Annotated in this window: 27 protein-coding genes, 1 pseudogene and 1 riboswitch; of the genes and pseudogenes, 11 read left to right on the forward strand and 17 right to left on the reverse strand. The window is 68.9% G+C overall.

All coding sequences use genetic code 11. The features are described 5' to 3' along the window. Position 1: 1 nt before the first annotated feature. The 4 genes and pseudogenes from ACFQV6_RS25915 (at position 2) to ACFQV6_RS25930 (ending at position 4,341) form a co-directional block, all read left to right on the forward strand. Positions 2-1,408 carry a hemolysin family protein gene (locus ACFQV6_RS25915; protein ID WP_378030281.1) on the forward strand — a complete coding sequence of 469 codons (1,407 nt, stop codon included), beginning with the start codon at positions 2-4 and terminating at the stop codon, positions 1,406-1,408. Further along, entirely contained in the window at positions 1,401-1,781 is a 381-nt protein-coding gene (locus tag ACFQV6_RS25920; RefSeq protein ID WP_378030186.1) for a cytidine deaminase, read from the forward strand. The genes ACFQV6_RS25915 and ACFQV6_RS25920 overlap by 8 nt, the downstream gene beginning before the upstream one ends. Before the next feature lie 539 nt (positions 1,782-2,320). Further along, positions 2,321-3,193 (forward strand): annotated as a pseudogene (gene era / locus ACFQV6_RS25925) (GTPase Era); the annotation flags it as partial. Positions 3,194-3,276: 83 nt separating this feature from the next. Then, positions 3,277-4,341, forward strand: a complete 1,065-nt coding sequence (locus ACFQV6_RS25930; protein WP_378030187.1) for an acyltransferase — start codon at positions 3,277-3,279, stop codon at positions 4,339-4,341. A 15-nt stretch (positions 4,342-4,356) separates the two neighbouring features. Here the strand turns inward: ACFQV6_RS25930 and ACFQV6_RS25935 are convergent, their stop codons facing one another. Beyond that, on the reverse strand, positions 4,357-5,124 hold the full coding sequence (locus ACFQV6_RS25935; RefSeq protein WP_378030188.1) for a DUF4097 family beta strand repeat-containing protein: 768 nt from the start codon (positions 5,122-5,124) through the stop codon (positions 4,357-4,359). A 107-nt stretch (positions 5,125-5,231) separates the two neighbouring features. Here ACFQV6_RS25935 and recO point away from each other — a divergent pair, with 107 nt between their 5' ends. From recO to ACFQV6_RS25950, 3 genes are all read left to right on the forward strand, one after another. Next, positions 5,232-6,008, forward strand: a complete 777-nt coding sequence (gene recO, locus ACFQV6_RS25940) for a DNA repair protein RecO (RefSeq protein ID WP_378030189.1) — start codon at positions 5,232-5,234, stop codon at positions 6,006-6,008. Further along, the gene (locus ACFQV6_RS25945) at positions 6,005-6,787 is read left to right on the forward strand and encodes an isoprenyl transferase (RefSeq protein ID WP_378030190.1); all 783 of its coding nucleotides are present in this window, start codon (positions 6,005-6,007) and stop codon (positions 6,785-6,787) included. The genes recO and ACFQV6_RS25945 overlap by 4 nt, the downstream gene beginning before the upstream one ends. Before the next feature lie 151 nt (positions 6,788-6,938). Continuing rightward, complete coding sequence (locus ACFQV6_RS25950; protein WP_378030191.1) at positions 6,939-7,460, forward strand: phosphoglycerate mutase family protein; 522 nt, start codon at positions 6,939-6,941, stop codon at positions 7,458-7,460. 32 nt (positions 7,461-7,492) lie between these two features. Here the strand turns inward: ACFQV6_RS25950 and ACFQV6_RS25955 are convergent, their stop codons facing one another. After that, a complete protein-coding gene (locus ACFQV6_RS25955; protein ID WP_378030192.1) occupies positions 7,493-8,167 on the reverse strand; it encodes an HAD family hydrolase in 675 nt (224 codons plus the stop codon). Beyond that, entirely contained in the window at positions 8,164-8,460 is a 297-nt protein-coding gene (locus tag ACFQV6_RS25960; protein WP_378030193.1) for an MTH1187 family thiamine-binding protein, read from the reverse strand. The genes ACFQV6_RS25955 and ACFQV6_RS25960 overlap by 4 nt, the downstream gene beginning before the upstream one ends. A 456-nt stretch (positions 8,461-8,916) precedes the next feature. Between ACFQV6_RS25960 and ACFQV6_RS25965 the strand changes: the two genes are divergently transcribed. Both ACFQV6_RS25965 and ACFQV6_RS25970 read left to right on the forward strand, forming a co-directional pair. Next, the gene (locus tag ACFQV6_RS25965; protein ID WP_378030194.1) at positions 8,917-9,483 is read left to right on the forward strand and encodes a LapA family protein; all 567 of its coding nucleotides are present in this window, start codon (positions 8,917-8,919) and stop codon (positions 9,481-9,483) included. Between the two features lie 16 nt (positions 9,484-9,499). Continuing rightward, positions 9,500-10,270, forward strand: a complete 771-nt coding sequence (locus tag ACFQV6_RS25970) for a hypothetical protein (RefSeq protein ID WP_378030195.1) — start codon at positions 9,500-9,502, stop codon at positions 10,268-10,270. A 47-nt stretch (positions 10,271-10,317) separates the two neighbouring features. Here the strand turns inward: ACFQV6_RS25970 and ACFQV6_RS25975 are convergent, their stop codons facing one another. The 8 genes from ACFQV6_RS25975 to ACFQV6_RS26010 all read right to left on the reverse strand — a co-directional run bounded on the left by ACFQV6_RS25975 (position 10,318) and on the right by ACFQV6_RS26010 (position 17,781). Continuing rightward, positions 10,318-10,743, reverse strand: a complete 426-nt coding sequence (locus ACFQV6_RS25975) for a hypothetical protein (protein ID WP_378030196.1) — start codon at positions 10,741-10,743, stop codon at positions 10,318-10,320. 254 nt (positions 10,744-10,997) lie between these two features. After that, entirely contained in the window at positions 10,998-11,372 is a 375-nt protein-coding gene (locus tag ACFQV6_RS25980; protein WP_378030197.1) for a PH domain-containing protein, read from the reverse strand. Positions 11,373-11,724: 352 nt separating this feature from the next. Next, a complete protein-coding gene (locus ACFQV6_RS25985; RefSeq protein ID WP_378030198.1) occupies positions 11,725-12,651 on the reverse strand; it encodes a 5,10-methylenetetrahydrofolate reductase in 927 nt (308 codons plus the stop codon). A gap of 24 nt (positions 12,652-12,675) precedes the next feature. Further along, positions 12,676-13,194: a hypothetical protein gene (locus tag ACFQV6_RS25990; RefSeq protein WP_378030199.1), complete on the reverse strand. Its 519-nt coding sequence runs from the start codon at positions 13,192-13,194 to the stop codon at positions 12,676-12,678. Then, positions 13,191-14,897, reverse strand: a complete 1,707-nt coding sequence (locus ACFQV6_RS25995) for a PHP domain-containing protein (protein ID WP_378030200.1) — start codon at positions 14,895-14,897, stop codon at positions 13,191-13,193. The genes ACFQV6_RS25990 and ACFQV6_RS25995 overlap by 4 nt, the downstream gene beginning before the upstream one ends. A gap of 64 nt (positions 14,898-14,961) precedes the next feature. Next, positions 14,962-15,762 carry an energy-coupling factor transporter transmembrane component T family protein gene (locus ACFQV6_RS26000; RefSeq protein ID WP_378030201.1) on the reverse strand — a complete coding sequence of 267 codons (801 nt, stop codon included), beginning with the start codon at positions 15,760-15,762 and terminating at the stop codon, positions 14,962-14,964. Further along, the gene (locus ACFQV6_RS26005) at positions 15,759-17,189 is read right to left on the reverse strand and encodes an ABC transporter ATP-binding protein (protein ID WP_378030202.1); all 1,431 of its coding nucleotides are present in this window, start codon (positions 17,187-17,189) and stop codon (positions 15,759-15,761) included. Before ACFQV6_RS26005 ends, ACFQV6_RS26000 begins: the two co-directional genes overlap by 4 nt. Position 17,190: 1 nt before the next feature. Then, on the reverse strand, positions 17,191-17,781 hold the full coding sequence (locus ACFQV6_RS26010) for an ECF transporter S component (protein ID WP_378030203.1): 591 nt from the start codon (positions 17,779-17,781) through the stop codon (positions 17,191-17,193). A gap of 69 nt (positions 17,782-17,850) precedes the next feature. Further along, positions 17,851-17,953, reverse strand: a riboswitch (TPP riboswitch). A gap of 139 nt (positions 17,954-18,092) precedes the next feature. Here ACFQV6_RS26010 and ACFQV6_RS26015 point away from each other — a divergent pair. Further along, positions 18,093-18,905 carry an alpha/beta fold hydrolase gene (locus ACFQV6_RS26015; RefSeq protein WP_378030204.1) on the forward strand — a complete coding sequence of 271 codons (813 nt, stop codon included), beginning with the start codon at positions 18,093-18,095 and terminating at the stop codon, positions 18,903-18,905. 31 nt (positions 18,906-18,936) lie between these two features. Then, complete coding sequence (locus ACFQV6_RS26020) at positions 18,937-19,482, forward strand: DUF6328 family protein (RefSeq protein ID WP_378030205.1); 546 nt, start codon at positions 18,937-18,939, stop codon at positions 19,480-19,482. Here the strand turns inward: ACFQV6_RS26020 and ACFQV6_RS26025 are convergent. Genes ACFQV6_RS26025 through ACFQV6_RS26050 form a run of 6 tightly spaced genes read right to left on the reverse strand, consistent with a single transcriptional unit; the run spans position 19,454 to position 23,353 of the window. Continuing rightward, entirely contained in the window at positions 19,454-20,056 is a 603-nt protein-coding gene (locus tag ACFQV6_RS26025; RefSeq protein WP_378030206.1) for a hypothetical protein, read from the reverse strand. The two genes, ACFQV6_RS26020 and ACFQV6_RS26025, sit on opposite strands and share 29 nt — an antisense overlap. A gap of 16 nt (positions 20,057-20,072) precedes the next feature. Beyond that, the gene (locus ACFQV6_RS26030; RefSeq protein WP_378030207.1) at positions 20,073-20,477 is read right to left on the reverse strand and encodes a Fur family transcriptional regulator; all 405 of its coding nucleotides are present in this window, start codon (positions 20,475-20,477) and stop codon (positions 20,073-20,075) included. Continuing rightward, positions 20,474-20,773 carry an ArsR/SmtB family transcription factor gene (locus ACFQV6_RS26035; protein WP_378030208.1) on the reverse strand — a complete coding sequence of 100 codons (300 nt, stop codon included), beginning with the start codon at positions 20,771-20,773 and terminating at the stop codon, positions 20,474-20,476. Before ACFQV6_RS26035 ends, ACFQV6_RS26030 begins: the two co-directional genes overlap by 4 nt. Continuing rightward, the gene (locus ACFQV6_RS26040; RefSeq protein WP_378030209.1) at positions 20,770-21,648 is read right to left on the reverse strand and encodes a metal ABC transporter permease; all 879 of its coding nucleotides are present in this window, start codon (positions 21,646-21,648) and stop codon (positions 20,770-20,772) included. Before ACFQV6_RS26040 ends, ACFQV6_RS26035 begins: the two co-directional genes overlap by 4 nt. Next, positions 21,648-22,436, reverse strand: coding sequence for a metal ABC transporter ATP-binding protein (locus ACFQV6_RS26045; RefSeq protein ID WP_378030210.1), 789 nt, complete (start codon positions 22,434-22,436; stop codon positions 21,648-21,650). The genes ACFQV6_RS26040 and ACFQV6_RS26045 overlap by 1 nt, the downstream gene beginning before the upstream one ends. Next, positions 22,433-23,353 carry a metal ABC transporter substrate-binding protein gene (locus tag ACFQV6_RS26050; RefSeq protein ID WP_378030211.1) on the reverse strand — a complete coding sequence of 307 codons (921 nt, stop codon included), beginning with the start codon at positions 23,351-23,353 and terminating at the stop codon, positions 22,433-22,435. Before ACFQV6_RS26050 ends, ACFQV6_RS26045 begins: the two co-directional genes overlap by 4 nt. Between the last annotated feature and the right edge of the window lie 76 nt (positions 23,354-23,429).

Genomic DNA, 23,429 nt, shown 5'->3' on the forward strand with positions numbered 1-23,429 from the left:
GATCGCGGCAGCACCGGTCTCGGCCGGCCTGCCGGATCTGAGTACGACGCTCGCGGCAGCGCCGGTCTCCACCGGTCTCCCCGACGCTCAACTGATCATCGTCGCTGTCCTGCTGGTGCTGCTGGCGGGGCTCGCATCGATGACCGACGCAGCTCTGGCCACCGTTTCGCCGGCGCGGGCCGCGGAACTCGCCCGCGATGGCCAGCGGGGTGCCGGTGCCCTGGCCGCGGTCGCCTCCGACGTCGTCCGGCACGTCAACCTGCTGCTGCTCCTGCGACTGCTCTGTGAGCTGACCGCGACCACGCTTGTCGCTCTCGTGGCCGTGGACACCTGGGGGGTCGGCTGGCGGGCCGCGCTTGTCGCCGCCGGCGCGATGACGCTGGTGAGCTTCGTCGTCGTGGGGGTCGCCCCGCGGACGGTGGGGCGCCAGCACGCGTACGCGGTCGGTTGCGCCACCGCCCCGCTGGTCCGCTGGCTGGGCAAGGTGCTGAACCCGCTCGCGAGCCTGCTGATCCTCATCGGTAACGCGGTGACTCCCGGTAAGGGGTTCCCGGAGGGCCCGTTCGGCAGCCAGGTGGAGTTGCGTGAACTGGTCGACCTGGCCGAGCAGCGTGGCGTCGTCGAGCACGGTGAGCGCGAGATGATCCACTCGGTGTTCGCGCTGGGGGACACGATCGCCCGTGAGGTGATGGTCCCGCGTACCGAGATGGTGTGGATCGAGGCGCCGAAAACGCTCCAGCAGGCGCTGTTCCTCTTCCTGCGGTCGGGCTTCTCCCGTATTCCGGTGATCGGCGAGAGCGTCGACGACGTGCTGGGCGTGCTCTATCTGAAGGATGTCATCCGGCGGACGCAGAACGGGGATCCGGCGGCGGCCGCGCAGGCGGTGGCCGAGGCGATGCGCCCGGCGACGTTCGTGCCGGAGTCCAAGCCCGTCGACGACCTGCTGTCGGAGATGCAGGCGGCCCGCAATCATCTGGTGATCGTCGTCGACGAGTACGGTGGCACGGCCGGCCTGGTGACGATCGAGGACATCCTCGAGGAGATCGTCGGGGAGATCACCGACGAGTATGACGTGGAGCGCCCGCCGATCGAGCACCTCGACGACGGCGCGGTCCGGGTCGCGGCGCGGCTCCCGATCGAGGACCTGGGTGAGGTGTTCGGCGTGGAGCTGCCCGCCGACGAGGTGGAGACGGTCGGTGGCCTGCTCGCGCAGACCCTGGGCCGGGTGCCGATTCCCGGCGCCAACGCGGAGGTGGGTGGCTTGCACCTGACCGCCGAGGGCGCATCAGGCCGGCGGAACCGGATCGACTCGGTGCTGGTGCGCCGGGTGCGCCCGGAACCGGGGGCCGACGAACAGACTGATGACAACGTTGCCGAGAACGAGGAAAGACAACCCGCAGATGCCTGAGCAGACCTTCGCCGCCGCGACCGTCCCGAGCGCGGACGGTGCCGCGTTGAGCGCCGAGGACGCCAAACTGGTCACCCTGGCGCGCAGCTCGCGCGCCCGGGTGGGTGCGGTCGAGGGCGCAGCGGTACGCGACCAGGACGGCCGCACCTACGCCGCGGCGACCGTGACGCTGCCCAGCCTCGCGGTGACGGCGTTGCAGCTCGCGGTGGCGCAGGCGGCGTCGTCGGGCGCGACCCGCCTGGAGGCAGCCGCGGTGGTGACCGAGGCGTCGACGCTCGACGGAGCAGGCCACGCTGCGGTGCGTGATCTGGCTGCCGACGCGCCGATCCACGTGGCCGGCCCGAACGGCGCACTGCTCGGCACGGTCAACTGATGGCCCAGGAGCGAAACGCGCAGGGTTCGGGCAGGCCGCAGGGCTCGGGTAGGCCGCAAGGTTCGGGTAGGCCGCAGGGCTCGGGCCGGGCGCAGGGTTCGGGCAAGACGCAAGGTTCCGGTGGAGCGCAGGTTTCGGGTGGAGCGCAGGGTTCGGGCGGGGAGCGCCGGCTGACGGCGGGGGAGCGCAACGAGCTGCGCCGCCAGGAGCGACGTGCGGCCCGGCGTGCCGCGGATCAGGGCGCGGACCAGCGCAGCGGCGGCCAGTCCAGCCGCTCTGGCACTCAGGGCAGCGGCGGTCAGCCCGGCCGCTCGGGCACTCAGGGCGGCGCTTCCGGTGGCCAGGGGAACCGCTTCGGGAGCCAAGGGGATCGTCCCGCGCGTCGTGGCGGGACCGGGGCGGAACGGGCCGCCTCCGGTAAGCCCCGGGAACGGACACGTCCGGCCGCGGAACAGTCGGTCTCCCGTACCGGAAAGCAGTTTTCCTCCAAGGTCCATCGGCACAAGGCCGCGCGTTCCGATAAGGCGGCCGACGGGGTTTATCGTGCTGGTTTTGCCTGTTTTGTCGGGCGGCCGAATGCTGGCAAATCCACGCTGACGAATGCGATTGTCGGTCAGAAGATCGCGATCACGTCGAGTAAGCCGCAGACCACCCGGCACGTGATTCGCGGCATTCTGCACCGCCCGGATTCGCAGCTGGTGCTGGTCGACACGCCGGGTCTGCACCGGCCGCGGACGCTGCTCGGTGAGCGGCTCAACGACCTGGTCAGGGAAACGTGGAGCGAGGTCGACGTGATCGGGGTGTGCTTCCCGGCGGACGAGCCGGTGGGGCGCGGCGACCGGTTCATTTCGACGGAGGTCAGCGAGCTCAAGGCCAAGGTGATCGCTGTGGTGACCAAGGTCGACCTGGTTGATCCGGCCACCCTGACCGAGCGGCTGCTGGCGGTCGCCGAGCTGTACGACTTCGCCGAGATCGTCCCGGTCAGTGCGGTCTCCGGGCATCAGGTGGAGATTCTGACCGATGTGATGGTCAAGTATCTGCCGGAGTCGCCGCAGCTCTACCCGGACGACGTCCTGACCGACGAGCCCGAGCAGGTGCTGATCGCGGAGCTGATCCGGGAGGCGGCGCTGGAGGGTGTGCGCGATGAGCTTCCGCACTCGATCGCGGTGCTCGTCGAGGAGATGATGGTCGAGGGCAACCTCACCAAGATCTACGCCGATCTGTACGTGGAGCGCGACAGCCAGAAGTCGATCGTGATCGGGACCCGTGGTGCGCGGCTCAAGGATGTCGGCACGCGCGCCCGGGCGGAGATCGCGGAGCTGTTGGGTACGAAGGTTTATCTGGACCTTCATGTTCGTGTCGCCAAGGAGTGGCAGCGCGACCCGAAGCAGCTGCGTAAGCTGGGTTTTTAGATTTAAACATGGACATAGCCTGACTATGGGATAGTTCACCGGAGTTTGCGCTTTTCGGTCGGCCACGGGTAACACCTTTGGCCATGCGAAACCGGTACCTGGATCTCCTGCGCGCCGTCGCGACCGTCCGAGTGGTGATCTATCACCTCACCGGGTGGGCGGCGCTCACGGTGGTCTTTCCGGCGATGTCGGTGATGTTCGCGCTGGCAGGCTCGCTGATGGTGGCCTCGCTGGACCGGTTCGGGGTGTGGGCGGTCGAGCGCCGCCTGCGCCGCCTGCTGCCGTCCCTCTGGGTGATCGCCCTGATCGCGGTGCCGGCGATGCTGATCGCCGGCACACCGTGGGATTCCGGCCTGCTGCTCTGGGGCTTCCCGATCGTCGACCCGGAGGCCACCGGCTGGTGGATGCAGGCGCTGAGCCACGCCTGGTACCTGCGGGACTTCCTCTGGCTGGTGCTGCTCTCGCCGCTGGCGCTACCGGTGTTCCGGCGGTTCCCGCTCGCCACCGTGCTCGCGCCGTACCTGGCTCTGGCGGTCCTCGAACTCGGCGACATCGCGGTGCCCGCCGTGGCCCGCGACCTCGCCCTGTACGGCGGGGCGTGGCTGCTCGGCTTCGCACACCACGACGGTCACCTGGACCGGCTCGGCCGCAGGTGGCTGCTCGGCATCGCGGCGGGCCTGGCGGTGCCGGCCGCGGTCTGGGTGCTCAGCAATCCCGGCCCGCGCGGGTACGACCTCAACGACATCCCACTCGGCAACGCCCTCTGGTCGGCGGCGTTCATCCTGGTCGCGCTGGCGTTCTCGCCGATGGTGCGGGAACACCGGGTACTCACCGTGCTGAACTCGCGAGCGCTCACCATCTATCTCTGGCACGTGCCGCTGATCGTGGCGGTGACCCAGATCGGGGAGCGTGCCGGGCTTCCGGTCCGCGGCGTGGCCGGGATCGGATGGCGGGCTGTGGTGGTCGTCCTGCTGCTCGGAGTGGTGATCGCCGCGGTGGGCTGGGTGGAGGACCTGGCTTCCGGACGGCGGCCCGTGCTGCTGCCGGGCCGGAGGGTTCCGGTCCCGGCGGCGCCCTCGGTGGTTTCCCCCGCTTCGGCCCCGTCCGGCTCGCTCGTTTCCAGCTCTAGCGCGACATCTCGTTTCTAGCGCGCCATCCCGTCTCTAGCGCGCCATTACGGTGAGATCGCCGCTGCGGGCACGCAGGTCGAGGGAGTTGGTTGCCTTCGGGTCCACCGAGATGCCCTGGTCCACGAACTCGTCGCCGCTGAGGGTGTCGGTGCGGACCTTGTAGTCGCCGGCGGGCACGTTCACCTCCATGTCGCCGCTGCTCACCGAGGCCGTCACGGAGGCGGGCTCGGTGATGCCGAGCAACATGTCGCCCGAGGTGGCGTGGGCCGTGATCGGGCCGGCGATGTCCTGCGCGGTGAGGTCGCCCGAGGTGACCTCCAGGGTCGCCTCGGGGGCGCCGGTCACCAGGAGGTCCCCGGAGGTCGTCTTGACCTTCACCGGGCCGGTGGCGCTCTGCACCCCGACATCCCCTGAGGTCAGCTTCAGGTCGACGGGGCCGACGCGCTCCAGCAGGATGTCACCGGAGCCCAGCTCGCCGCGGACGGTCACCCCGGCGGGCGCCTCGATCTGGTACGAGATGTAGCAGTCGCGACCGCAGTCGGTGGACAGCGTCAGGATCGAGCCGGACAGCTCGTACGACGGGCCGGGGTCGGTCGAGCCGCGGATCTCCCGCTTGATCCGGGTCTCCGTGGCAGTGCTTGTCGTCACCATCACGTCGGCGGCGCCACCGGTCAGCACGATGTCGGTGACCTTTGCCTTCTCGGTGTCGTCGAAGGTCATCTTGGCGCCCACCACACCGTCGCAGCCGGCCAGGGTGATCACCGAGGCGGCGGCGAGGGTAACGGCAACTCTTCGGTTCATGGCCTGACGCTATTTGGGTACCCTCTCCGGGCACCATGGGTCCCGTCCCGGAGCCGACCCTGAGATCCGGGTCAGGGTATGTCGTAGGCACCGGGCAGAATGACAGGGTGCCCGCCGGATACCGACGCCAGCTCTACCGCGACGACGCGGTGGTCCTGCGCGTCCAGAAACTCGGCGAGAGCGACCGGATCGTCACCCTGCTGACCCGCCGGCACGGTCGCCTGCGCGCGGTCGCCCGCGGGGTCCGCCGCACCACGTCCCGCTTCGGTGCCCGGCTGGAGCCGTTCGGCCACATCGACCTGCAGCTCGCCGGCTCCCCCGAGGGGGTGGGCAGCTCGCTGCACTCGGTCAGCCAGGTCGAGGCCCTCACGCTGTTCGGCAAGAGCTTCCTCACCGACTATCCGAGATACACGGCGGCCAGCGCGATCTGCGAGACCGCCGAGCGGCTCACCCCCGTCGAGCGGGAGCCCGCACTGCGGCTCTTCCAGCTCACCCTCGGCGCGTTCAAGGCCCTCTCGGTCGGGGAGCACGCGGGGAGCCTGGTGCTCGACGCCTACCTGTTGCGGGCGATGGCCTTCGCCGGCTGGGCGCCCGCGATCACCGAGTGCGCGGTCTGTGGCACTCCCGGGCGGCATGCGGCGTTCGCCGTACCGGCTGGTGGTGCTGTTTGTCCTGACTGCCGCCCACCCGGCGCCGCCCATCCCAGCCCGGACACCCTCGGGTTGATGAATGCATTGACCACCGGCGACTGGGCGATCGCCGACGCCACGGCGCCCTCGGTGCGCCGGGAGTGCAGCGGCCTGGTCGCCGCCCACCTGCAATGGCACATGGAGCGCGCGCTGCGCTCGCTGCCGCTTGTCGATCGACGGGAGTTGAACCCTTGACGCCGCGCCCGCCCACCCCGCACATCTCCGGTGCCCGGCCGCCCCAGTTGCCCTCCGCCGCGATCCCGCGCCACGTGGCGATCGTGATGGACGGCAACGGCCGCTGGGCCAAGGAGCGGGGGCTGTCTCGCACCAAGGGGCACGAGCAGGGGGAGTATTCGCTCTTCGACACCATCGAGGGCGCCATCGAGCTGGGCATCCCCTACCTCTCGGCGTATGCGTTCTCCACCGAGAACTGGAAACGCTCGCCCGAGGAGGTGCGCTTCCTGATGGGCTTCAACCGCGATGTGATCCGCCGCCGCCGCAACCAACTCGTCGACCTGGGCGTCCGGGTGGTCTGGTCGGGCCGTGCCGGCCGGCTGTGGAAAAGCGTGATCTCCGAGCTGCAGACCGCCGAGGAGATGAGCCGGAACAACAAGACGCTCACCCTCCAGTTCTGCGTGAACTACGGCGGCCAGGCCGAGATCGCGGACGCGGCAGCGGCGATCGCCCGCGACGTGGCGGCCGGCAAGCTCAAGGCCGACAAGGTCAACGAGAAGACGATCGCGAAGTACCTCTACCACCCGGAGGTTCCGGAGGTGGACATGTTCCTGCGCCCCTCCGGCGAGCAGCGTACGTCGAACTTCCTTCTCTGGCAGTCGGCCTATGCGGAGATGATCTATCTGGACACGCTTTGGCCTGATTTCGATCGCCGCCATCTTTGGTACGCGTGTGAGCTTTACGCTCAGCGGGATCGGCGCTTCGGTGGCGCCCTGCCGAACCCGGTCAGCCCGACCTGATCGGGAGGCCTGACCTGATCGGGAGGCCTGACCTGATCGGGAGGCCTGACCTGATCGGGAGGCCTGACCTGACCGGGAGGCCTGACCTGATCGGTGTCGCGGTTGCGACGCGGGCGGTGTTCGGCCGGGCTGCTCCTGCCATCGTGAGGCGATGAGCGCCCGGGAACTGTGGATAGTGCGGCACGGTGAGGCCACACCCGACCAGAACGATCTGAGCGAGACCGGCCGCCAGCAGGCTGATCACCTCGGTGCCCGGCTGGCGGGTGTGCCGTTCGCCGCGATCAGCCACAGCCCGAAGGCCCGGGCGGTGCGGACCGCGACGACAGTGGCCGCACACCTGCCCGGTACGCCGGTGCGTGAGGCTGCCGAGCTGAACGACCGGATCCCGCCGGACGACCTGGCCGCGATGGCCGCGATGATCGCCAAGTTCACGGCGCCGGCGTCCGCGTCTCCGGAGTTGTTGATCACGCACAATTTTCAGGTGGGCTGGTTCGTGCGGGAAGCACTTGCCGCGCCGGCCGCCCGCTTCGACGCGATGAACTCGGCGAACACCGGGCTCACGGTGATCCGCTATCCGGCCGGTGGCCCGCCTCGGGTGCTGCTCTTCAACGATCTGTCGCATCTGCCGGCGGAGTTGCGATGGACAGGCTTGCCGCCTGAGCTGCGGTTATAAGCCTCTCGCGTGATCCAGGGAACGAATGTCCTCTAAGCGGTGACGGCCCGGATCGCGGCGTCGGCGTCGGTCAGGTCCGGCAGGACGGTGTGTGCCCCGGCCGCGACCAGCTCGGCCGCCGCCGTCGCACCGGTCGCCACGCCGATCGCGATCGCGCCGTTCTTCAGCGCCGCCGTCACGTCGTTGACCGTGTCGCCGATGACAACCGGCCGGAACGTCTCGCCGTACTTGACCCGCGCCCGCTCCAGGCTGCGGCGCACCAGGGTCGCACGCACGCTGTCGTCCGTGCCGTAGCCACCGACCTCGGCGTCGAACGAACCCTCCAGCCCGAACGCCGCCACCTTCGCCGCCGCGACCTCCGGGACGTTGCCGGTGACCAGCGTCTGCACCACTGCCGGGTCGTCACCGAGCCGGGTCAGCACCTCACGGACACCCGGCATCAACGCACCCTGCTCGGCGAACTCGTGCTTGATCTCGTGAACGTTCCGGACGTAGCTGGCGAAGAACCGCTCCGGCGTACAGTCCGTCACCCCGTGCACGGTGAACACCTCGGCGCAGATGTCCAGGTCGGTACGCCCGCCGAAGACCGGCGTATCCCGCCACGCCAACCCGGTCACCTCGGTGAACGCCGCCTTCCACGCCCGCGCCGCAACCCCGCCACCGCGCAGCAGCGTGTAGTCGATGTCCCACATCACCAGGCGTCTCACGACTGGCCCAGCACCCGCTCGATGTGCTCGACCTTGGCCGTCAGTGCGCCGGTGACCCCCGGTCGCACGTCCGCCTTCAGGGAGAGGCTGACCCGCGGTGCAACAGCCGCTACGGCGTCGACCGCCTGCTTCACGACAGCCATCACCTCGTCCCACTCACCCTCGACAGTGGTGAACATGGCATCGGTCCGATTCGGCAGACCGGAGGCGCGAACAACACGCACGGCCTCAGCGACAGCGTCACCGACCGAGTCCCCGTCACCGATCGGCGTCACAGAGAAGGCAACCAGCATGGATCCATCTTCCCATTGAGTCGATCAACGCGTACGACTAGTCTGGGCGTACGTCAACTTGTCTCTTGAAGATCATAGTGAGGGGCTTTTGGGGGACTGTTCTGATGCGGGCAGCGCCTCATCGTGAGCGATCGCCTGCGAGTGCCGGGATGCGCTGCGCATATATTTGCCTGCTCATGCAACCGCGCATCTGCGTTCCGCGTATATCTGAGGGTCTGGCGCGGTGGTGGCTGGTGTAGCTAACGTCCGTGACCGAAGGGTGCTCCTTACCTCTTCAGGCGATGCCGAGCCGGTAACCGAGTTGTTATGGTTAACTTTCGGTAGTCCGAGGGTCACTGATGGTCTTGGATGTCGGATTGGGGACAGTGCCGGATTCTCATGAGGGGCATACCTAACGGCAGGTGCCGTTCGGTACATGAGTGAGAATGACTGCTGGGATGGGGGATCATGCGCAGCGTGAAATTGATCAAGAATCCCGCGATGAATCCATTCATCTCTATTGAGTTTCGGCCCAGGGTCGCGCGGAGTGATCTTATGTCCGCCGCTATGCTGCCCGCCATGTCAAAAGAGTCCGAGCGCTCCGCTCTTCGCTTGGAGCAGTCTGCGCTGCGTGCCGAACAGGCTGAGCTGCAGGTGGAGAAGCTGAGGCTGCAGGTCGCGACACTCGAGGCCGACATCAGGCAACTCCGTGACAAGGACCGGGTGACGCTGCAGATTGCCCGCTTCGCTTTGCTGCAGCGCCTCGTCGAGGCGTTCGGCTGGGCTCTTGTGGTTGCCGCGGCATATTTTCCGCTACAGGCCGTCGAGCCGCTGGCGCGAAGCTTCGGAAGTAATGATGCGGAGCCGAGCGCCAGCCTGAAGATACTGATCGCCTTCGCTGCGATTGTCGGCATCGGCTGGCTGGTGACAGGTATTCAAAGCCGACTCAGGAAACGTAAGATCAAGGCTCAACGGCGACGCCTGGATGAATTGGAGAAAGAACTCGGGGAGAAATCTCCTCCGATCCAGAAGGCTGGCACGTGACATGGAAGCCGTTCCGATGCTGCTGCTCGTGATGCTGCTGGCTGTGGCGCTACTGCCGTTCGCGATCGCATTTCAGCTGACGAGCCTGGCGCACAGTGTCTACCGGAATCGCTTGTGGCTACTTCGTGACCGGATAACCGATGATCTGCGGCGCGGGAATGTGGGAAGGAGTGATTCTGCCGGCCAGATCAAGGAAATTGTTGATCGGCAGATCCATATCGTCGGCCGTCACACGCTAGCCGACTCTCTCATAGCGATCAACGTGTTCGAGGTGGCGGGTGACACCTCGGTTTTCGACGACATATTGCAGGACGGGACGCCTGACGACGACCGGGCGACGTTGATCGGATACCTGGAGGATTTCCAGCACGCGACTTCCAGCCACCTGAAATGGGGTTCGGTCTTCGGCTGGTTCATTTCCGGGGTCTTCGGCGTCGCCGTGTTCGCCGCGTCCATGATCCGCCGAGTGTTGCGCGGTTTCGGAACCTCGGCTGATCCGAACCACGTTGATCTCAGTGGCGAGGTCGAGGGTGGCAACGGCGAAGGTGGCAACGGCGAGATTGGTAGCGGTGAGTTCGGGCGTGGTGGCGACCGCGTTCCGGGTCGCCGAGAAGAGCGTCGCCGCCGCCCGGGGATTGGACGAAGACGGGCGAAGACAGCGGTGGAACAAGTGGCTCAAGAGCTGCGACACAAGGTGGAGCGGGCCGAGGTGGAGATCATGCCTGCCGCGGCGCCCGCACGCCCCGCGAGTCCCGCCGCTCGAGCGGAAGTGTTGGCGGGGCGCTAGCCTGCTGAAAGGCGTCGGGTGCGGGTCTGCCGCGTGTCGGCGAAGCGCTAGCCCGCGGCGATGTCTTTTCGCATCTCCTGTAGCAGTCGCACCTGCAACTGGGCCAACTGTGAGCCCGTGTCCCTCTTGGCGATCGCCTCGAAGTAGTCCGTCGCGGCCTGGTCGACCGAGAGTGGTGCAACGATGGAGACCTCTGCCAATAGCGCTGCGGCTTTTGTCTGAGCGTCTCGGCAGCTTTGAGTGATCTTTTGAACTTCGATTTCTTCGAGGTCCTCGGCTGACAGCATTCTGATCTCGGAATGCTTCATCTCGTGAAGTGCTCCGAGAAGCCGGCCATACAGTGAACGACGGTCGGATCGCAAGTTGCGGTCATGCTGGATTCGCAGAGTTTTGTGGGCCAGCCAGGCGGTGACGGAGATGGTTACCGTCCCTACTGTTCCCGTCACGGCGGGGCCGACCCATTCCCATGCCACGATATGAGTGTGGCAGTCGCCGTCAACGTCCGGCGCGTTCGGACCCGCGATGGGATTCGAGAAAATTCCTCGGAATAGCAGTCACCTCGGATGCGAAACGGCCGAGCTGGTTGATGGCGGCAGGGCGGGTTCGGCAGGGCGGGTTCGGCAGCGCGGGTTCGGCAGGGCGGGTTCGGCGGCGGGCTGGTTGACGGACGGCCCACCAACTCTGCCGGCGGCGTGGCGCTCCCGAAGACGCACCGGACCGGTTCGGCTCAGAGGACGTAGTTGGCGATCAGCTGGCTGAGCTGGCGGATGTCGACGTTGCGCTTGAATTCGAGGCGGACGTTGCCGAGGCCGCTGAACCACAGGTCGAGTTCGGAGTCGCGGTCGAAGCTGCCGGCGGTCTCGATCGAGAAGGCCTGGATGCGGTTGTAGGGCAGCGTCGTGAAGTCGGTCTTCGAACCGGTGAGGCCCTGGACGTTCGCGGCGATCAGGCGCTTGTCGGTGAAGACCACGAAGTCGCGGACCGTCTTGAACGCGAAGAACACCTGCTCGTTCTGCACCAGGAACGGGGCGACCTGGGAGATGACCTCCTGCGGGTCGCAGGGGTTGAGCTTGAAGACGGAACCGTTCTGGAAGTCGATCACGACACCACGGTAGCGACGCCGCCCAACGGCCGGGTCCGCCGCCGCCGGAATCAGCGCGAGTGAGCGCACACATTGAGGTTGCGTGCGAGCCGGCTGCTGTCCTGGCGTGGGTAAAAGCGCACGATCGGGCTATGTGTGCGCCGGCTGCTGCTGAACAGGCTGCTACCAAGCAGCGACCGCACACGCCGCGGCTAACGCGTGCGAGCAGTCGCACACGTTAGCCATAACGCGTGCAGATAAACGCACACGTTAGCCGTAACGCGTGCAGATAGGCGCACACGTTAGCCCTAACGTGTGCAGACAGGTGCACACGTTAGCCGCAACGTGGGTGGGCGGGGGCGTGCGGTGCGGCTCAGGTGGTGCGGTGGTGGGCCAGGAGGGTGGCGACCTCGGTGGCGAGGTTGGTGGTGGCCTCGATCTCGGTGCGGCGGATCGACACGTTTTCGATGTTGAAGCCGTAGGGCAGGCCGAGGTGTTCGCAGAAGTCGATGAGGTCGCGGGCGATGGCCAGGCACTGGCGGTAGGACTCGGTGAGTGGGTCGGGGGAGTGGCGCAGCGAGTTCTCCAGCCAGCGGGGGACGTCGACGCCCAGCCAGCGGAGGAACTCGAGGGTTTTCAGCGAGCCGCAGAGTGACAGCGTGAAGATGACGGTGCGGGGCTTGACGTCGCGGGCGCGGCACTCCAGGTAGTAGTCGCTGAGCAGGTTCTTCGTGTCGTTGATGTGGTAGATCACCTGGGAGATGAAGAAGCTGACGCCGCGTTCCTGCTTGTCCAGCATGCGCAGGTGCTCGTCGCGGCGCTCGCCGATCAGCACCGCGCCGAGGGGGAGGTCGGGGTTGGACTCGGCGCGGATTTCCTGGGCTCGGCGCAGGCCGGTGTGTACCGGTTTGCCGCCTGAGGAGGCGCCGACGAAGACGGTATGCACGTCGGGGCCGGCGCTTGTCATCCAGTGTCGGAGCTCGTCCTCCGGATATTTGCCGACGCAGCGGTAGATGACCACCGGGCGGCGCCAGCCGGTCAGGTGGTCGGCGTAGTACCGGGCCGGGTCGAGGGTCGGCAGGTACGGGAAGGGGCGCTCGCCCGGGATGCGGTCGGACTCGTCGTCGATGTCGTAGAGGATCAGGCCGTCGACGTCGAGCGGGGCGAGGCGGCCGATGGTGACCTCGGCGATCTCCTTGATCCGCTCCTCGGGGGTCCTGCTCTTCGGCGGCGTGATGCTGAAGAGCAGCACGCCGCTGTGGGCGTCGGCGAGCAGCTGGCGCAGCGGGGGACGAGACATTCCCCCACAGTAGGGAGGACCTGGTCAGTGGTCCGCACAGCAGGGGGTGGGATCCCGCCTTTCGAACGGCACCAGCCGTCCGCCCGCCGCCGGTGTGGTGACCAGCACGAGTTCGCCGTCCCGGAACTGCGGGCGGACGAAGTCGCCGGTCTCCACCACTGTCGCCGGATCGGCGGGGCCGCTGCCGAGCACCTCGACCCGGGAGATCGAGCTGCGCTGCAGGATCTCACTGACGGTCAGCTCACCGGTTAGCCGCTCCACGCCGGGGAACCGCACCGCGCGGCCGGATCGCCCGGAGGCGGCGGCCTGGGCGGCCACCGCCAGCTCCGGCGCGGAATCGATCTCCAGGAGGGTGAGCAGGCTGATCGCGACGTGCGGGAACGGTGCGGTCACCAGGTGGGTGCAGGCCAGCACCGGCGCCGGGTCCAGCGCCCGGATCCAGCGATCAGCCTCGGCCAGCGTGCGATGACCGAAACTGACCCCAAGAATCCGGGCCCGGAAACCGACACCGCCGCCGACGGAAGACGTGACGGCTGCGGTCATCGAGGCAGAACCCAGATCGGGTTGGTGTAGAACCACAGGTCACCCCACGGGTCGGCGGAGCCCGCGACATCAAGCTGCGGTCCGTACGGGTCAACCGCCGTGCCGAGCAGCCCGGGCTGCGTACGATTACCGTCCGTCCCGCGTACCCGCAGGTAGAACGGCTTGTCGAGGCGCCCCAGCGGATAGCTGATCGTGACCTTCCCGCCGGCCTGCGAGATCTCGAACGACTTGACCACCCTGGTGTTCGGGGTGGTGTAGACGTCCTTGTCCGCGACCGGCCCGGTGACCGTACCGACGATCACGTCGACCCGCTTCAGGGCCGGGATGAAGCCGGCCCAGTTCGGGATGTCCTGGAGGTCGATCTCGAGGACCAGTTCGGTCGAGGTGCCCCGCTTGACCTGGAGCACACCGCCGAGCGGCGTCCCGGTCGAGGAGCGGCGGTCGCCGGTGACGCGTACCCGGGCGTCCAGGTTCTTGATCAGCCGGCCGTGGTCGACCCAGACGCGGCCGGCGCGCAGGCCGTCCATGACCGACTTGTACGAGAAGGACGACGCGCCCACGTTCGTACGGCCGTAGTAGCCCGGCCAGAAGTCGCCGGCCTGCGTGTTGATCGACCCGTTGTAGACGGGGTCGTTGTATTTGCCGTTGGTGTTGAAGTCGCTGCCCGGGCCGCGCTCGGTCTGGTCCAGGTAGTTGACGTGGCTGTCCGAGTTGACGGTGATCCACCACGCCTTGCCCTCGGCGAGCAGGCTGTCCCAGAGGCCGCCGACGGTGGCGGTCATCCAGTCGAAGCCGCCCCAGGTGCGGTAGCTCTCCAGCGGGTAGCCGGCGAACGACGCGGCCGACGGATTGTTGTCGTAGTAGCCACGGGCGCCGCCCCGGCCGTTCGGTGCCGGGATGCCCGCGGCCTGGTGGCCCGGTGCGCCCTCGAAGCCGACGGCGACGGTCGGGTCGGCGTCACGCCAGTTGCGGATCTCGTGCGGCGAGTCGATGCCGCGCCGGGCCGGGTGGTTGGCGAAGAACAGCGCACCGTCGACCTTGCGCTTGCGTACCTGCTCGCCGAGGAACTGGATGCCGGCGATCGCCATCGCCTCGTTCTGGGCGTTGGTGTTGGTCGCCGGCAGCATCGAGCCGTCGTACGCGTTCTCGAACTGCTTGAGGACGTCGACCTCGTGACGGCCCGGGTGCACGAACACGGTGGCGTGCTCGGCGGCCGGGATGTTCCACTCCAGACCCTGGAAGGTGAGCAGCTCCGGCAGTTCCTTGCGGGTACGCAGGATGTCCGGGTTGACCTTGTCCACGCCGATCTTGGCATGGGTGACACTGCCGTGGTCGGTGATGGCCAGCCAGTCCAGCCCGTAGGCGTGGCCCTTCGAAGCCTGGTCGAGGACCCGGTACTGGGCGTCGGAGCTGTACTGGGTGTGAATGTGGTGGTCGCCGGCGAGCCAGCGGAACCCGCCCTTCGCGGTGCCACCACCGGCGGCGTCGTGGGTGTGCCGGAGCCCGGCGGCCGCGGCGGCGCCCGGCTGGGCGAGCACGGAGGCGGCCGCACCGGCGCCGAGCAGGCCGGCGCCGAGCAGGAAGCGGCGGCGGGAGCTGTCACCGGGGGAGAGCTCGCTCTCCGGGATGCTCAGGTCCAGCGCCTCCGGAACGTCGGCGCCGGTTGCGGAAACAGAATGCGAATGATCGTGGCCGTGACCCATGCGCGTCACCCTGATCCGATCAGGACAACGGCCGCTGGCGATCTCGTGACCGCCGGGCGAACGATCAGCCGACAACCGGCCGGAAAACCCCCAACGCCACTGAAAGCGTCAAGATCGACATGGCGGCCACACCGGCGCCGACCAGCAGCGCGGTATCCGCGGCGGTGAAGTGCTGGCGCCGGGCGTAGGTGCGGGGTGCGCCCGAGTCGAAGCCCCGCGCGTCCATCGCCACCGCCAGCCGGACCCCGCGCCGCAACGCGCCGACCAGCAGGGCGAACGCGGTCGAGGCGAACATCCGCAGCTTCGCCACCGGGTTGCGCCCGGCGTCGACACCGCGCGCCCGGCGGGCCAGGGTGAGCGTCCGCCACTCCTCGCCGAGCAGCGGCAGCAGCCGGAACGCGGCGAGCGCCCCGATGGCGAACCGGGCCGGTGCCTTCGCGTTCTGCACCAGCGCGTCGGCCAGGTCGGTGGGGTCGGTGGTCGCGAAGACGACGATGCCGGGCAGCGCCACCGCGAAGATCCGCAGGATCAGGCCGGCCGCGCTCGCGAGCACGCCCGTGGTGATGTCGAAGGGCCCGAGCGACACCAGCAGGCTGCCGGTGCGCTCGGCGGCGAACAGTGTCAGCGTGACCAGCACCCCGGCCGCGGCGAGCAGCAGCGGTGCCACCCGGCGGGCCAGCGCCCGGTAACGCACACCGAAGAACGGCAGCACCGCGAGTTCCAGCAGCAGCGCCACGGCCGGGGTGAACGGGTCGACAGTGGAGACCAGAGGGAGCGAGAACAGCAGGGCGGCGCCGAGCTTGGCGACCGGGTTACGGCGGGCGAGGGGCGCGGAGACATCGGCGATGACCTCGAACGCGGTCACGGGCGCAACCTCCGGGGAAGTGGGTCCGGCGCCGGCTCACCGAGGGGCACGGTGCGGTCGGCGATCGTACGGACGAACGCCTCGTCGTGGGTGACAGCGACGATCCCGTGCCCCTCCGCCCGCAGCCCGGCCAGCAGGTCGACAAGCTCCTGCCAGGTACGCCGGTCCTGTCCGAACGTCGGCTCGTCGAGCACCAGCAGCCGCGGCGCGGTGGCCAGCGCCGTCGCCACGCTGAGCCGCCGGGCCTCACCGCCGGAGAGGGTGTACGGGTTGGCCGCCGCCAGCTTCGTCAGCCGCAGCCGTTCCAGCAGCTCGCCGACGATCCGCCGGACCTCCTCCGGCGTCTTGCCGACCCGGCGTGGCCCCAGCGCCAGCTCGTCGGACACCCGGCTGGTGACGAACTGGTGCTCCGGGTTCTGGAAGACCGATCCGATCCGCTGGGTGAGCGCCGCCGCCCGCCACCGGTGCGGGGGCCGCCGGTCACCGAACGCCTCGATCCGTCCCGAGTCCGGGGCGATCAGCCCGCCGAGCAGCAGCGCGAGCGTGGACTTTCCGGCGCCGTTGGGCCCGGTCACGGCCACCAGCTCGCCGGCTCCCGCACCGATCGAGACGGGAGCCAGCCGTCCGGTCACGGAGATGTGCTCAGCCCGTACAAAATCGTTCTGTGCCTTTGATATGGCCTTGATCGGCGCGGTGCTGAAACCGGGCACCCAGACGCCCTCGTCCGCCAGCTTGTCGCCGTAGGCAGCGAAGATCACCTCGGGTGCGCCATCGGCGCGCACCCCACCGCCCGGCTCGAGCACCACCACGCGGTCCACCAGCTCGAGTGCCTCGGCCACCCGGTGTTCCACGATGATCAGCGTGGTCTCCGGGCTGGTCACCCGCGCGACCGCGGCACGGATCAGCTCAGCACCGGCCGGATCCAGGTTCGCGGTCGGCTCGTCGAGCAACAGCAGGCCTGGCCTCAGGGCCAGGACCCCGGCCAGGGCGAGGCGTTGCGCCTCACCGCCGGAGAGCGCGGTCGTCGGTCGATTGATGGGGTACCGGAAACCGACTCGATCAAGCGCATCGGATACTCGTGGCCAGATGTCATTTGCGGACACTCCCCGGTTCTCGCAACCGAACGCCACGTCGTCACCGCTGCGCGCCATCACCAGTTGCGTCTGCGGATCCTGGAAGACGATGCCGACACGCTCGCGGGCCTTCCGCGGATCCAGCCCGTCGATCTCGATGGTGCCCTCGGACTCGCCGGAGTCCTCCGCCAGCAGGCCCGCCAGCGCGGCGAGCAGGGTGCTCTTACCGGCCCCCGAGGGACCCAGCAGGAGCACCCGCTCGCCGTGCCGGATGTCCAGGTCCAGCCCGCGGACCGCCCAGGCGCGGCGCCCGGCGTGCCGCCACCCGAAATCGCGAAGCCGAACCTCACTCATGTCAGATGAGTGCCCGTTCCCGGCCCGCGCCGAACCGGTCCAGCACACCCGTCGGTGCGAGCGCCCGGACCACGGCCCAGCTGCCGAGCCCGGCCAGGAGCGTGCCGCTGACCACGGTGAAGATCGCGTACGGGATGCGGTAGCTCCCGAGCGCGTACTCGGAGTTCCAGACGATGAAGTCGAACAGTGCCGCGCTGAGGCCGGTCAGCGCACCGGCGAGCAGCGCAGCCGGCAGCCGGAACGACCGGTAGCGCAGCGCCGCGAACGCCAGCTCCGCGCCGAGGCCCTGGATCAGGCCCTGGGGGATGACTGTCGCGCCCCACGCGTTACCGAGCAGCGCGGAGATGATCGCCGCGACGGCCTCGGTGTAGAGCGCCGCACCCGGCTTGCGGATGATCAGGCCGCTCAGCACGGCCGGCATCAGCCAGACACCGTAGAGCAGGGCCTGAGCGGGCGGGAAGAAGGCGAACGCGCTCTCGGTGATGCTCCAGACCGTGTTCCAGGCCCAGAAGATCACGCCGAACGCGACGGCGATGACCGAGGCGATCACGACGTCCATCGTTCGCCAGCGGTTGGTGTTGATGTCTTTCATGACGCCTCCCAGCGGGTACCGGGAGGAGACGCACGCCGCGGACCGGGCGGCGATGCCCGGACACGGCGCGGCTGGAGAAGACCGAACTTCCTGCGCTGGCATTACCCAGATCAGGTACGAGGGTCTGCGGTTGCCCGCACTCTCAGCGCCTTGCGCTCCCCTGTCGGATCGAAGGTTGTTCGCGACCTACCTGGACCGGCGCCTCGGGTGGGTGACGCGCCTGATCTCCGCCGTCGCGAACAACCTTCGCTGCATGTGCTTCGATGACGCTAACACCCGGTAATGGCTGGGGACAGGGAGGGAGCGATCACATGCAGGTCAAGGCTCGCGGACTGACCTTCGACGTCCATGAGGGCGGACCCGCCGACGGTGATCCGGTGCTGCTTCTGCACGGATTTCCGCAGGATCATCGCGAGTTCGACCTCTTGGTCCCGCGGCTGCACGCGGCCGGTCTCCGCACCTACGCCCTGGATCAGCGGGGCTGCTCACCCGGCGCGCGGCCCGGCGAGGTGTCCGAGTACCGGATGGACGAGGTGACAGCGGACGCCCTCGCCGTGCTGGACAGCCTCGGTGTGGAGAAGGCGCACGTGGTCGGCCACGACTGGGGCGCCTACGTCGCCTGGCTGCTCGCCGCCCGGCACCCGGACCGGGTGCGGACGCTCACCGCGATCTCGGTACCGCACCCGCGCGCCATGATGCTGGCCATGCGTGTCCGCCTGTCGCAGCGCGCGCGTCTCGCGTACTTCAGGGTCTTCCAATCGGCGGGGGCGGAACGCCTGCTGCTCACCCGCAACGGCACCATGCTGCGCTGGATGCTGCGCCCGCTGCACCACGCCGAGCAGTACGTCGAGGCGATGCACGAGCCCGGCCGGCTCACCGGCGGCCTGAACTGGTACCGCGCCTTCAGCCTGGACCAGGTGGCCGGGACCGGTGTGGTGAAGGTGCCGACGACGTACGTCTGGAGCGACGGGGACGGGGTGGTCGGGCTCACCGCCGCGCTGCGGACCGCCGACTGGGTGGAGGCGGAATACCAGCTCGTCGCCATGAAGGGTGTCAGCCACTGGGTGCCGGAACAGGCGCCACGCGAACTCGCCGACGCCGTGCTGGCTCGCATCGGCGTTTGACCATGTGCCCGCGGGGGAACGCTGCGCCGTCATGGCGGTCGAAACACACACCCCCCGGAAAGATCAGTCCCACGAGACCGAGAAGCAGCGGTGGGACCGCAACTTCGCGGACCTGCTCCAGGAGCTGCGCGTCGCACAGACCGGCGTGCAGATCCTCTTCGCGTTCCTGCTGACCCTGCCGTTCAGCAGCGGGTTCCCGCAGGCCACGAACTTCCAGAAGGACGTATACATCGTGGCGCTGATCAGCGCGGCGTTCGCCACCGCGCTGATCATCTCGCCGGTCGCGTTCCACCGCGCGCTGTTCCGGCAGGGCCGCAAGCCCGAGCTGGTCCGGTACGCGCACAAGGTCGCCTCCGCCGGCCTGGCGTTCATGCTCGTCTCGATGGTGAGCAGCGTCCTGCTGATCACCGATTACGTGCTGGACTGGAAGTGGGCCATCCCGCTGACCGTGGCCACGGCACTCTGGTTCCTCTTCTACTGGGCGGCGCTGCCGTTCGCGCACCGCAACTGGGGCGAGGACGAGGACGAGAACGAGAACGAGAACGAGGTCAGCGCCGGCGCAGACCGAGCTGCCTGAGTTCGAGGTCGGCGAGAGCGTCCACCGCGTCGGCGTCACCGGCCCGCCAGCTCTGCGCGATGTCCGGGCCCAGTCTGGCCAGCTCGTTCAACGGGCGGCCGGCCAGGGCCCGGAGCGCCAGCAGGTCACGGCCGGCCGGTTCGCTGCGCACCGCGGCCGCCACACCGGCCCGCCGGATCCAGCGCAGCCGCCGCGGCAGCCATCCGAAGAGCACCAGGGCCAGCGGGACGGCGATCGCGATGAGCGGCAGGATCAGCGCCAGCTGGTGGACGAAATCCTGCTGCTCGCGGCCGGCGTCGGCGATGGACCGGGCGGCGTCGGCGGCACCGGTGAACGGCTTGGTCAGGTCGTCGCCGACCACCGGCACCCGGCCGACCTTGCCGCCGGCGTCGGCCAGGTTGTCGGCGATGCCGGTGCCGGCACCCTCCAGCTTCTGGCCCGGCACGGCGAGCTTCTCCACCAGATCGCGGATCCAGAGGGCGACCCGGATCCAGAGATAGACCCAGAGGACGACGAGGATGTCGGTGAGGAGCTGACGGATCGCGGTCGGCAGCCGGTCGGCATAGAGCTTCACACCGGAAGGGTCGCACTCAGCTTTTGGCGGCGCACTCCGGGCAGGTTCCGAAGATCTCCATAGTGTGGGAAACGTCGACGAAGCCGTGCTGACCGGCCACCCGGTCCGCCCAAGACTCCACCGCCGGACCGGCCACCTCGACCGTCCGTCCACATGACCGGCACACCAGGTGGTGGTGATGTCCCTGGCTGCACCGCCGGTAGAGGTGCTCGCCACCCGGCGGGCGCATCACGTCGATCTCACCGGCGTCGGCGAGGCCCTGCAACGTCCGGTAGACCGTGGTCAAGCCGACCCGCTCGCCCCGGTCCCGCAGCATCGCGTGCAGGTCCTGCGCGCTGTGGAAGCCCTCGGTCTCGCCGAGGACGGCGCTGACCGCGCTGCGCTGCTTGGTGTTGCGCGGTGCTCCGGCTTCTGGATTCACTGTCGGCTCTCCCTGGCATGGCTCACGGCGTCCGTGACTATGTGCGCGACGTGTTCGTCCACCAGGGAGTATGCGATCTCCCGGCCGCGCCGCACGCCCCGCACCACACCGGCGCCGCGCAGGACTCGCAGGTGCTGGGAGACCAGGGGCTGCGGAGCACCCAGCTTCTCCACCAGGTCGTGCACGCACTGCTCACCCACGCCGAGCTCGACCACGATCGCGACGCGGATCGGGGCGGAGAGCGCACGCAGCAGCGCACCCGCCGATTCATACGCTTCGTAGCCCGTGGCCGTCATGACTGTCCCAACATTTTTATCACCACGTCAGGTGGCTCGGCTGTCACCGGTGGGCGGGAATGACGGCGCAGGCCGCGGCGGACCATGCCGCCGATCGTGGTGCCCAGGAAGGCGGCGAGGGCCATCAGCACGGTGGTGGCGCCGGGGGCGGTGTCCGCCTCGGCGGAGACCAGGATGCCCGCGGCGGCCGAGCCCAGGCCGATCAGCATGGCCGCCGCCATCGTGGTGCGGAAACCCCGGGTGACCTGCTGGGCGGCGGCGACCGGGACCACCATCAGGGCGGAGACGAGCAACAGGCCGACGGTACGCATGGCGATCGTCACGGTCACCGCGGTCGTCACGGCGAGCAGGATGTTGAGTGTCCGCACGGGCAGGCCGCTGACCCGGGCGTACTCCTCGTCGTTGCAGAGCGCGAAGAGGGCCGGCCGCAGCAGCAGCATCGCCACGAGGACCGCCGCCGCGAGGCCGCCGATCACCATGATGTCCTGCGGCGACGTGGTGATCAGCGACCCGAACAGGTACTGCATCAGGTTCGAGTTGCCCTTGTCGTCGGAGAGACCGACAAGCACCACACCGCCGGCGATCCCGCCGTAGAAGAGCAGCGCCAGAGCCAGGTCACCGGAGGTCCGGCCGCGTTCGCGGATCAGCTCGACACCGACCGCGCCGATCGTCGCGACCACCACAGCGGTGAGCACCGGGGAGTTGTTCGTCAGCAGGCCGACACCGACGCCGGTCAGCGCCACATGCCCGATCCCGTCCCCGATCAGCGACAGCCTCCGCTGCACCAGGTAGATACCCAGGGCAGGCGCGGTGAGACCGATGATCAGCGCACCGGCCAGGGCGCGAAGCATGAATGGGTACGCCAGAAGCTCCATCAGTACGCCTTGGTCCCCTCGGTCGGGGCCCACTCGCAGATGCCCGCCACGACCTCGTCCGCGTGCGGATGCACATGATCGTGCCCCGGCTCGGCGTGGTGCCCGGCCGGTTCGGGCGGGGTTCCCTCGTGCACGATCCGCCCGTCGTGCACCACGACACCCCGGCCGATCAGCGGCCGCAGCGGGCCGAGCTCGTGCAGCACCAGCAGGATCGTGCCGCCGTCGCCGGCGAACCTGGTCAGCGCGGCGGCGAAGGCCTCCTGGCTGGCCGCGTCCACCCCGGCGTTCGGCTCGTCGAGCACCAGCAGGTCCGGACGGCCGGCCAGCGCCCGCGCGATCAGGGTGCGCTGCTGCTGGCCGCCGGAGAGGGTGGAGACCGGGTCGTTGATGCGATCCAGCAGGCCGACGTCGCTGAGCGCTTCGCGTACCGCCGTCCGGTCGGCGGCACCCGGGATCCGGAAGATGCCGCGCCGGGCCAGGCGGCCGGAGGCCACCACCTCGCCGACAGTTGCCGGAACGCCGCTTCCGGCGCCGAGCCGCTGCGGGACGTACCCGATCCGGGCCCACTGCCGGAACCGGCGCTGTGCCGTGCCGAACAGCTCGATCTCGCCGCGCCGCAGCGGGACCAGGCCGAGGATGGTCCGGATCAGCGTGGACTTGCCGGAGCCGTTGGCGCCGAGGACGGCGACCACGTCACCGGCGGCCACGCTCAGCGAGATGTCGCGCAGGATCTCCCGGCCGTCGTAACCGGCCGCGGCGTGCCTGACCTCGATCACGTTGTCGCTCATGACTGACACTCCAGGGCCTTGGTCAGGGTGGCCAGGTTGGCACGCATCACCGTGAAGTAGTCCAGGTTCTCGTCGGTCAGCCCCTCGAGCGGGTCCAGCACCGCCGTCTCGGCACCGACCTCGCGAGCGATGGTCTCGGCCACCTTCGGGCTGACCAGGGTCTCGAAGAAGATCGTGGTGGCGCCGAGCTCCTTGGCCTCCGCGGCGACCGCGGCCAGGCGCTGCGGCGACGGCTCGGCCTCCGGGTCGATGCCGGTGATGCCGATCTGATCCAGGTCGTACCGGTCGGCGAGGTAGTGGAACGCGGTGTGGCTGGTCACGATCTCGCGGTGGGCGCAGGTCGTCAGGCCCTTGGTGAACTCCCCGTCCAGCGTGGTCAGATCGGTGCGCAGCGCGGCGGCCCGGGCGGTGTAGTCCGCGGCGTGATCGGGATCGGCCTTGCCCAGCCGCTCGGCGAGCTTGTCGGCGATGGTGGCCAGGCGGGTCGGGTCCAGCCACACGTGCGGGTCGGTGCCGCCGGCGTGGGCCTCCTCGCCCTCCTCGGCGTGCTCCTCGGCGTGGGCGTCAGCGTCGGCGGCGGTCAGCAGCGGCACCGCGGAAGCGGCGTCGAAGGCGTGGTCGCCGGCGTTCTGCCGGACGGCGTCGTCGACCGCGGGCTGGAAGCCGCTCAGGTAGACCACGAGACCGGCGTCGGTGATCTCGCCCACCTGGCGGGCGCTCAGCTCCACGTCGTGCGGTTCGGCGCCGGCCTTGGTGAGGTTGGAGACGCTCACCGCGTCGCCGCCGACGCGCTGGCTGACGAACTGGAGCGGGTAGAAGGCGGTGACGACCGCGAGTTTCCCGTCGTCGCTCGACGTCCCGCCGCAGCCGGTCAGGGCGACCAGGAGGACCAGGGCGGGAAGCAGTCGGCGCATCATGCCAGCAACTGTCGTCGATAATGACAATGATTGTCAAAAGCGCATGGGTTTTTCACCGGGCCTTCGACACGACTGC

Source organism: Actinoplanes sp. GCM10030250 (assembly GCF_042666575.1).
In the GTDB taxonomy this organism is placed as follows: domain Bacteria; phylum Actinomycetota; class Actinomycetes; order Mycobacteriales; family Micromonosporaceae; genus Actinoplanes.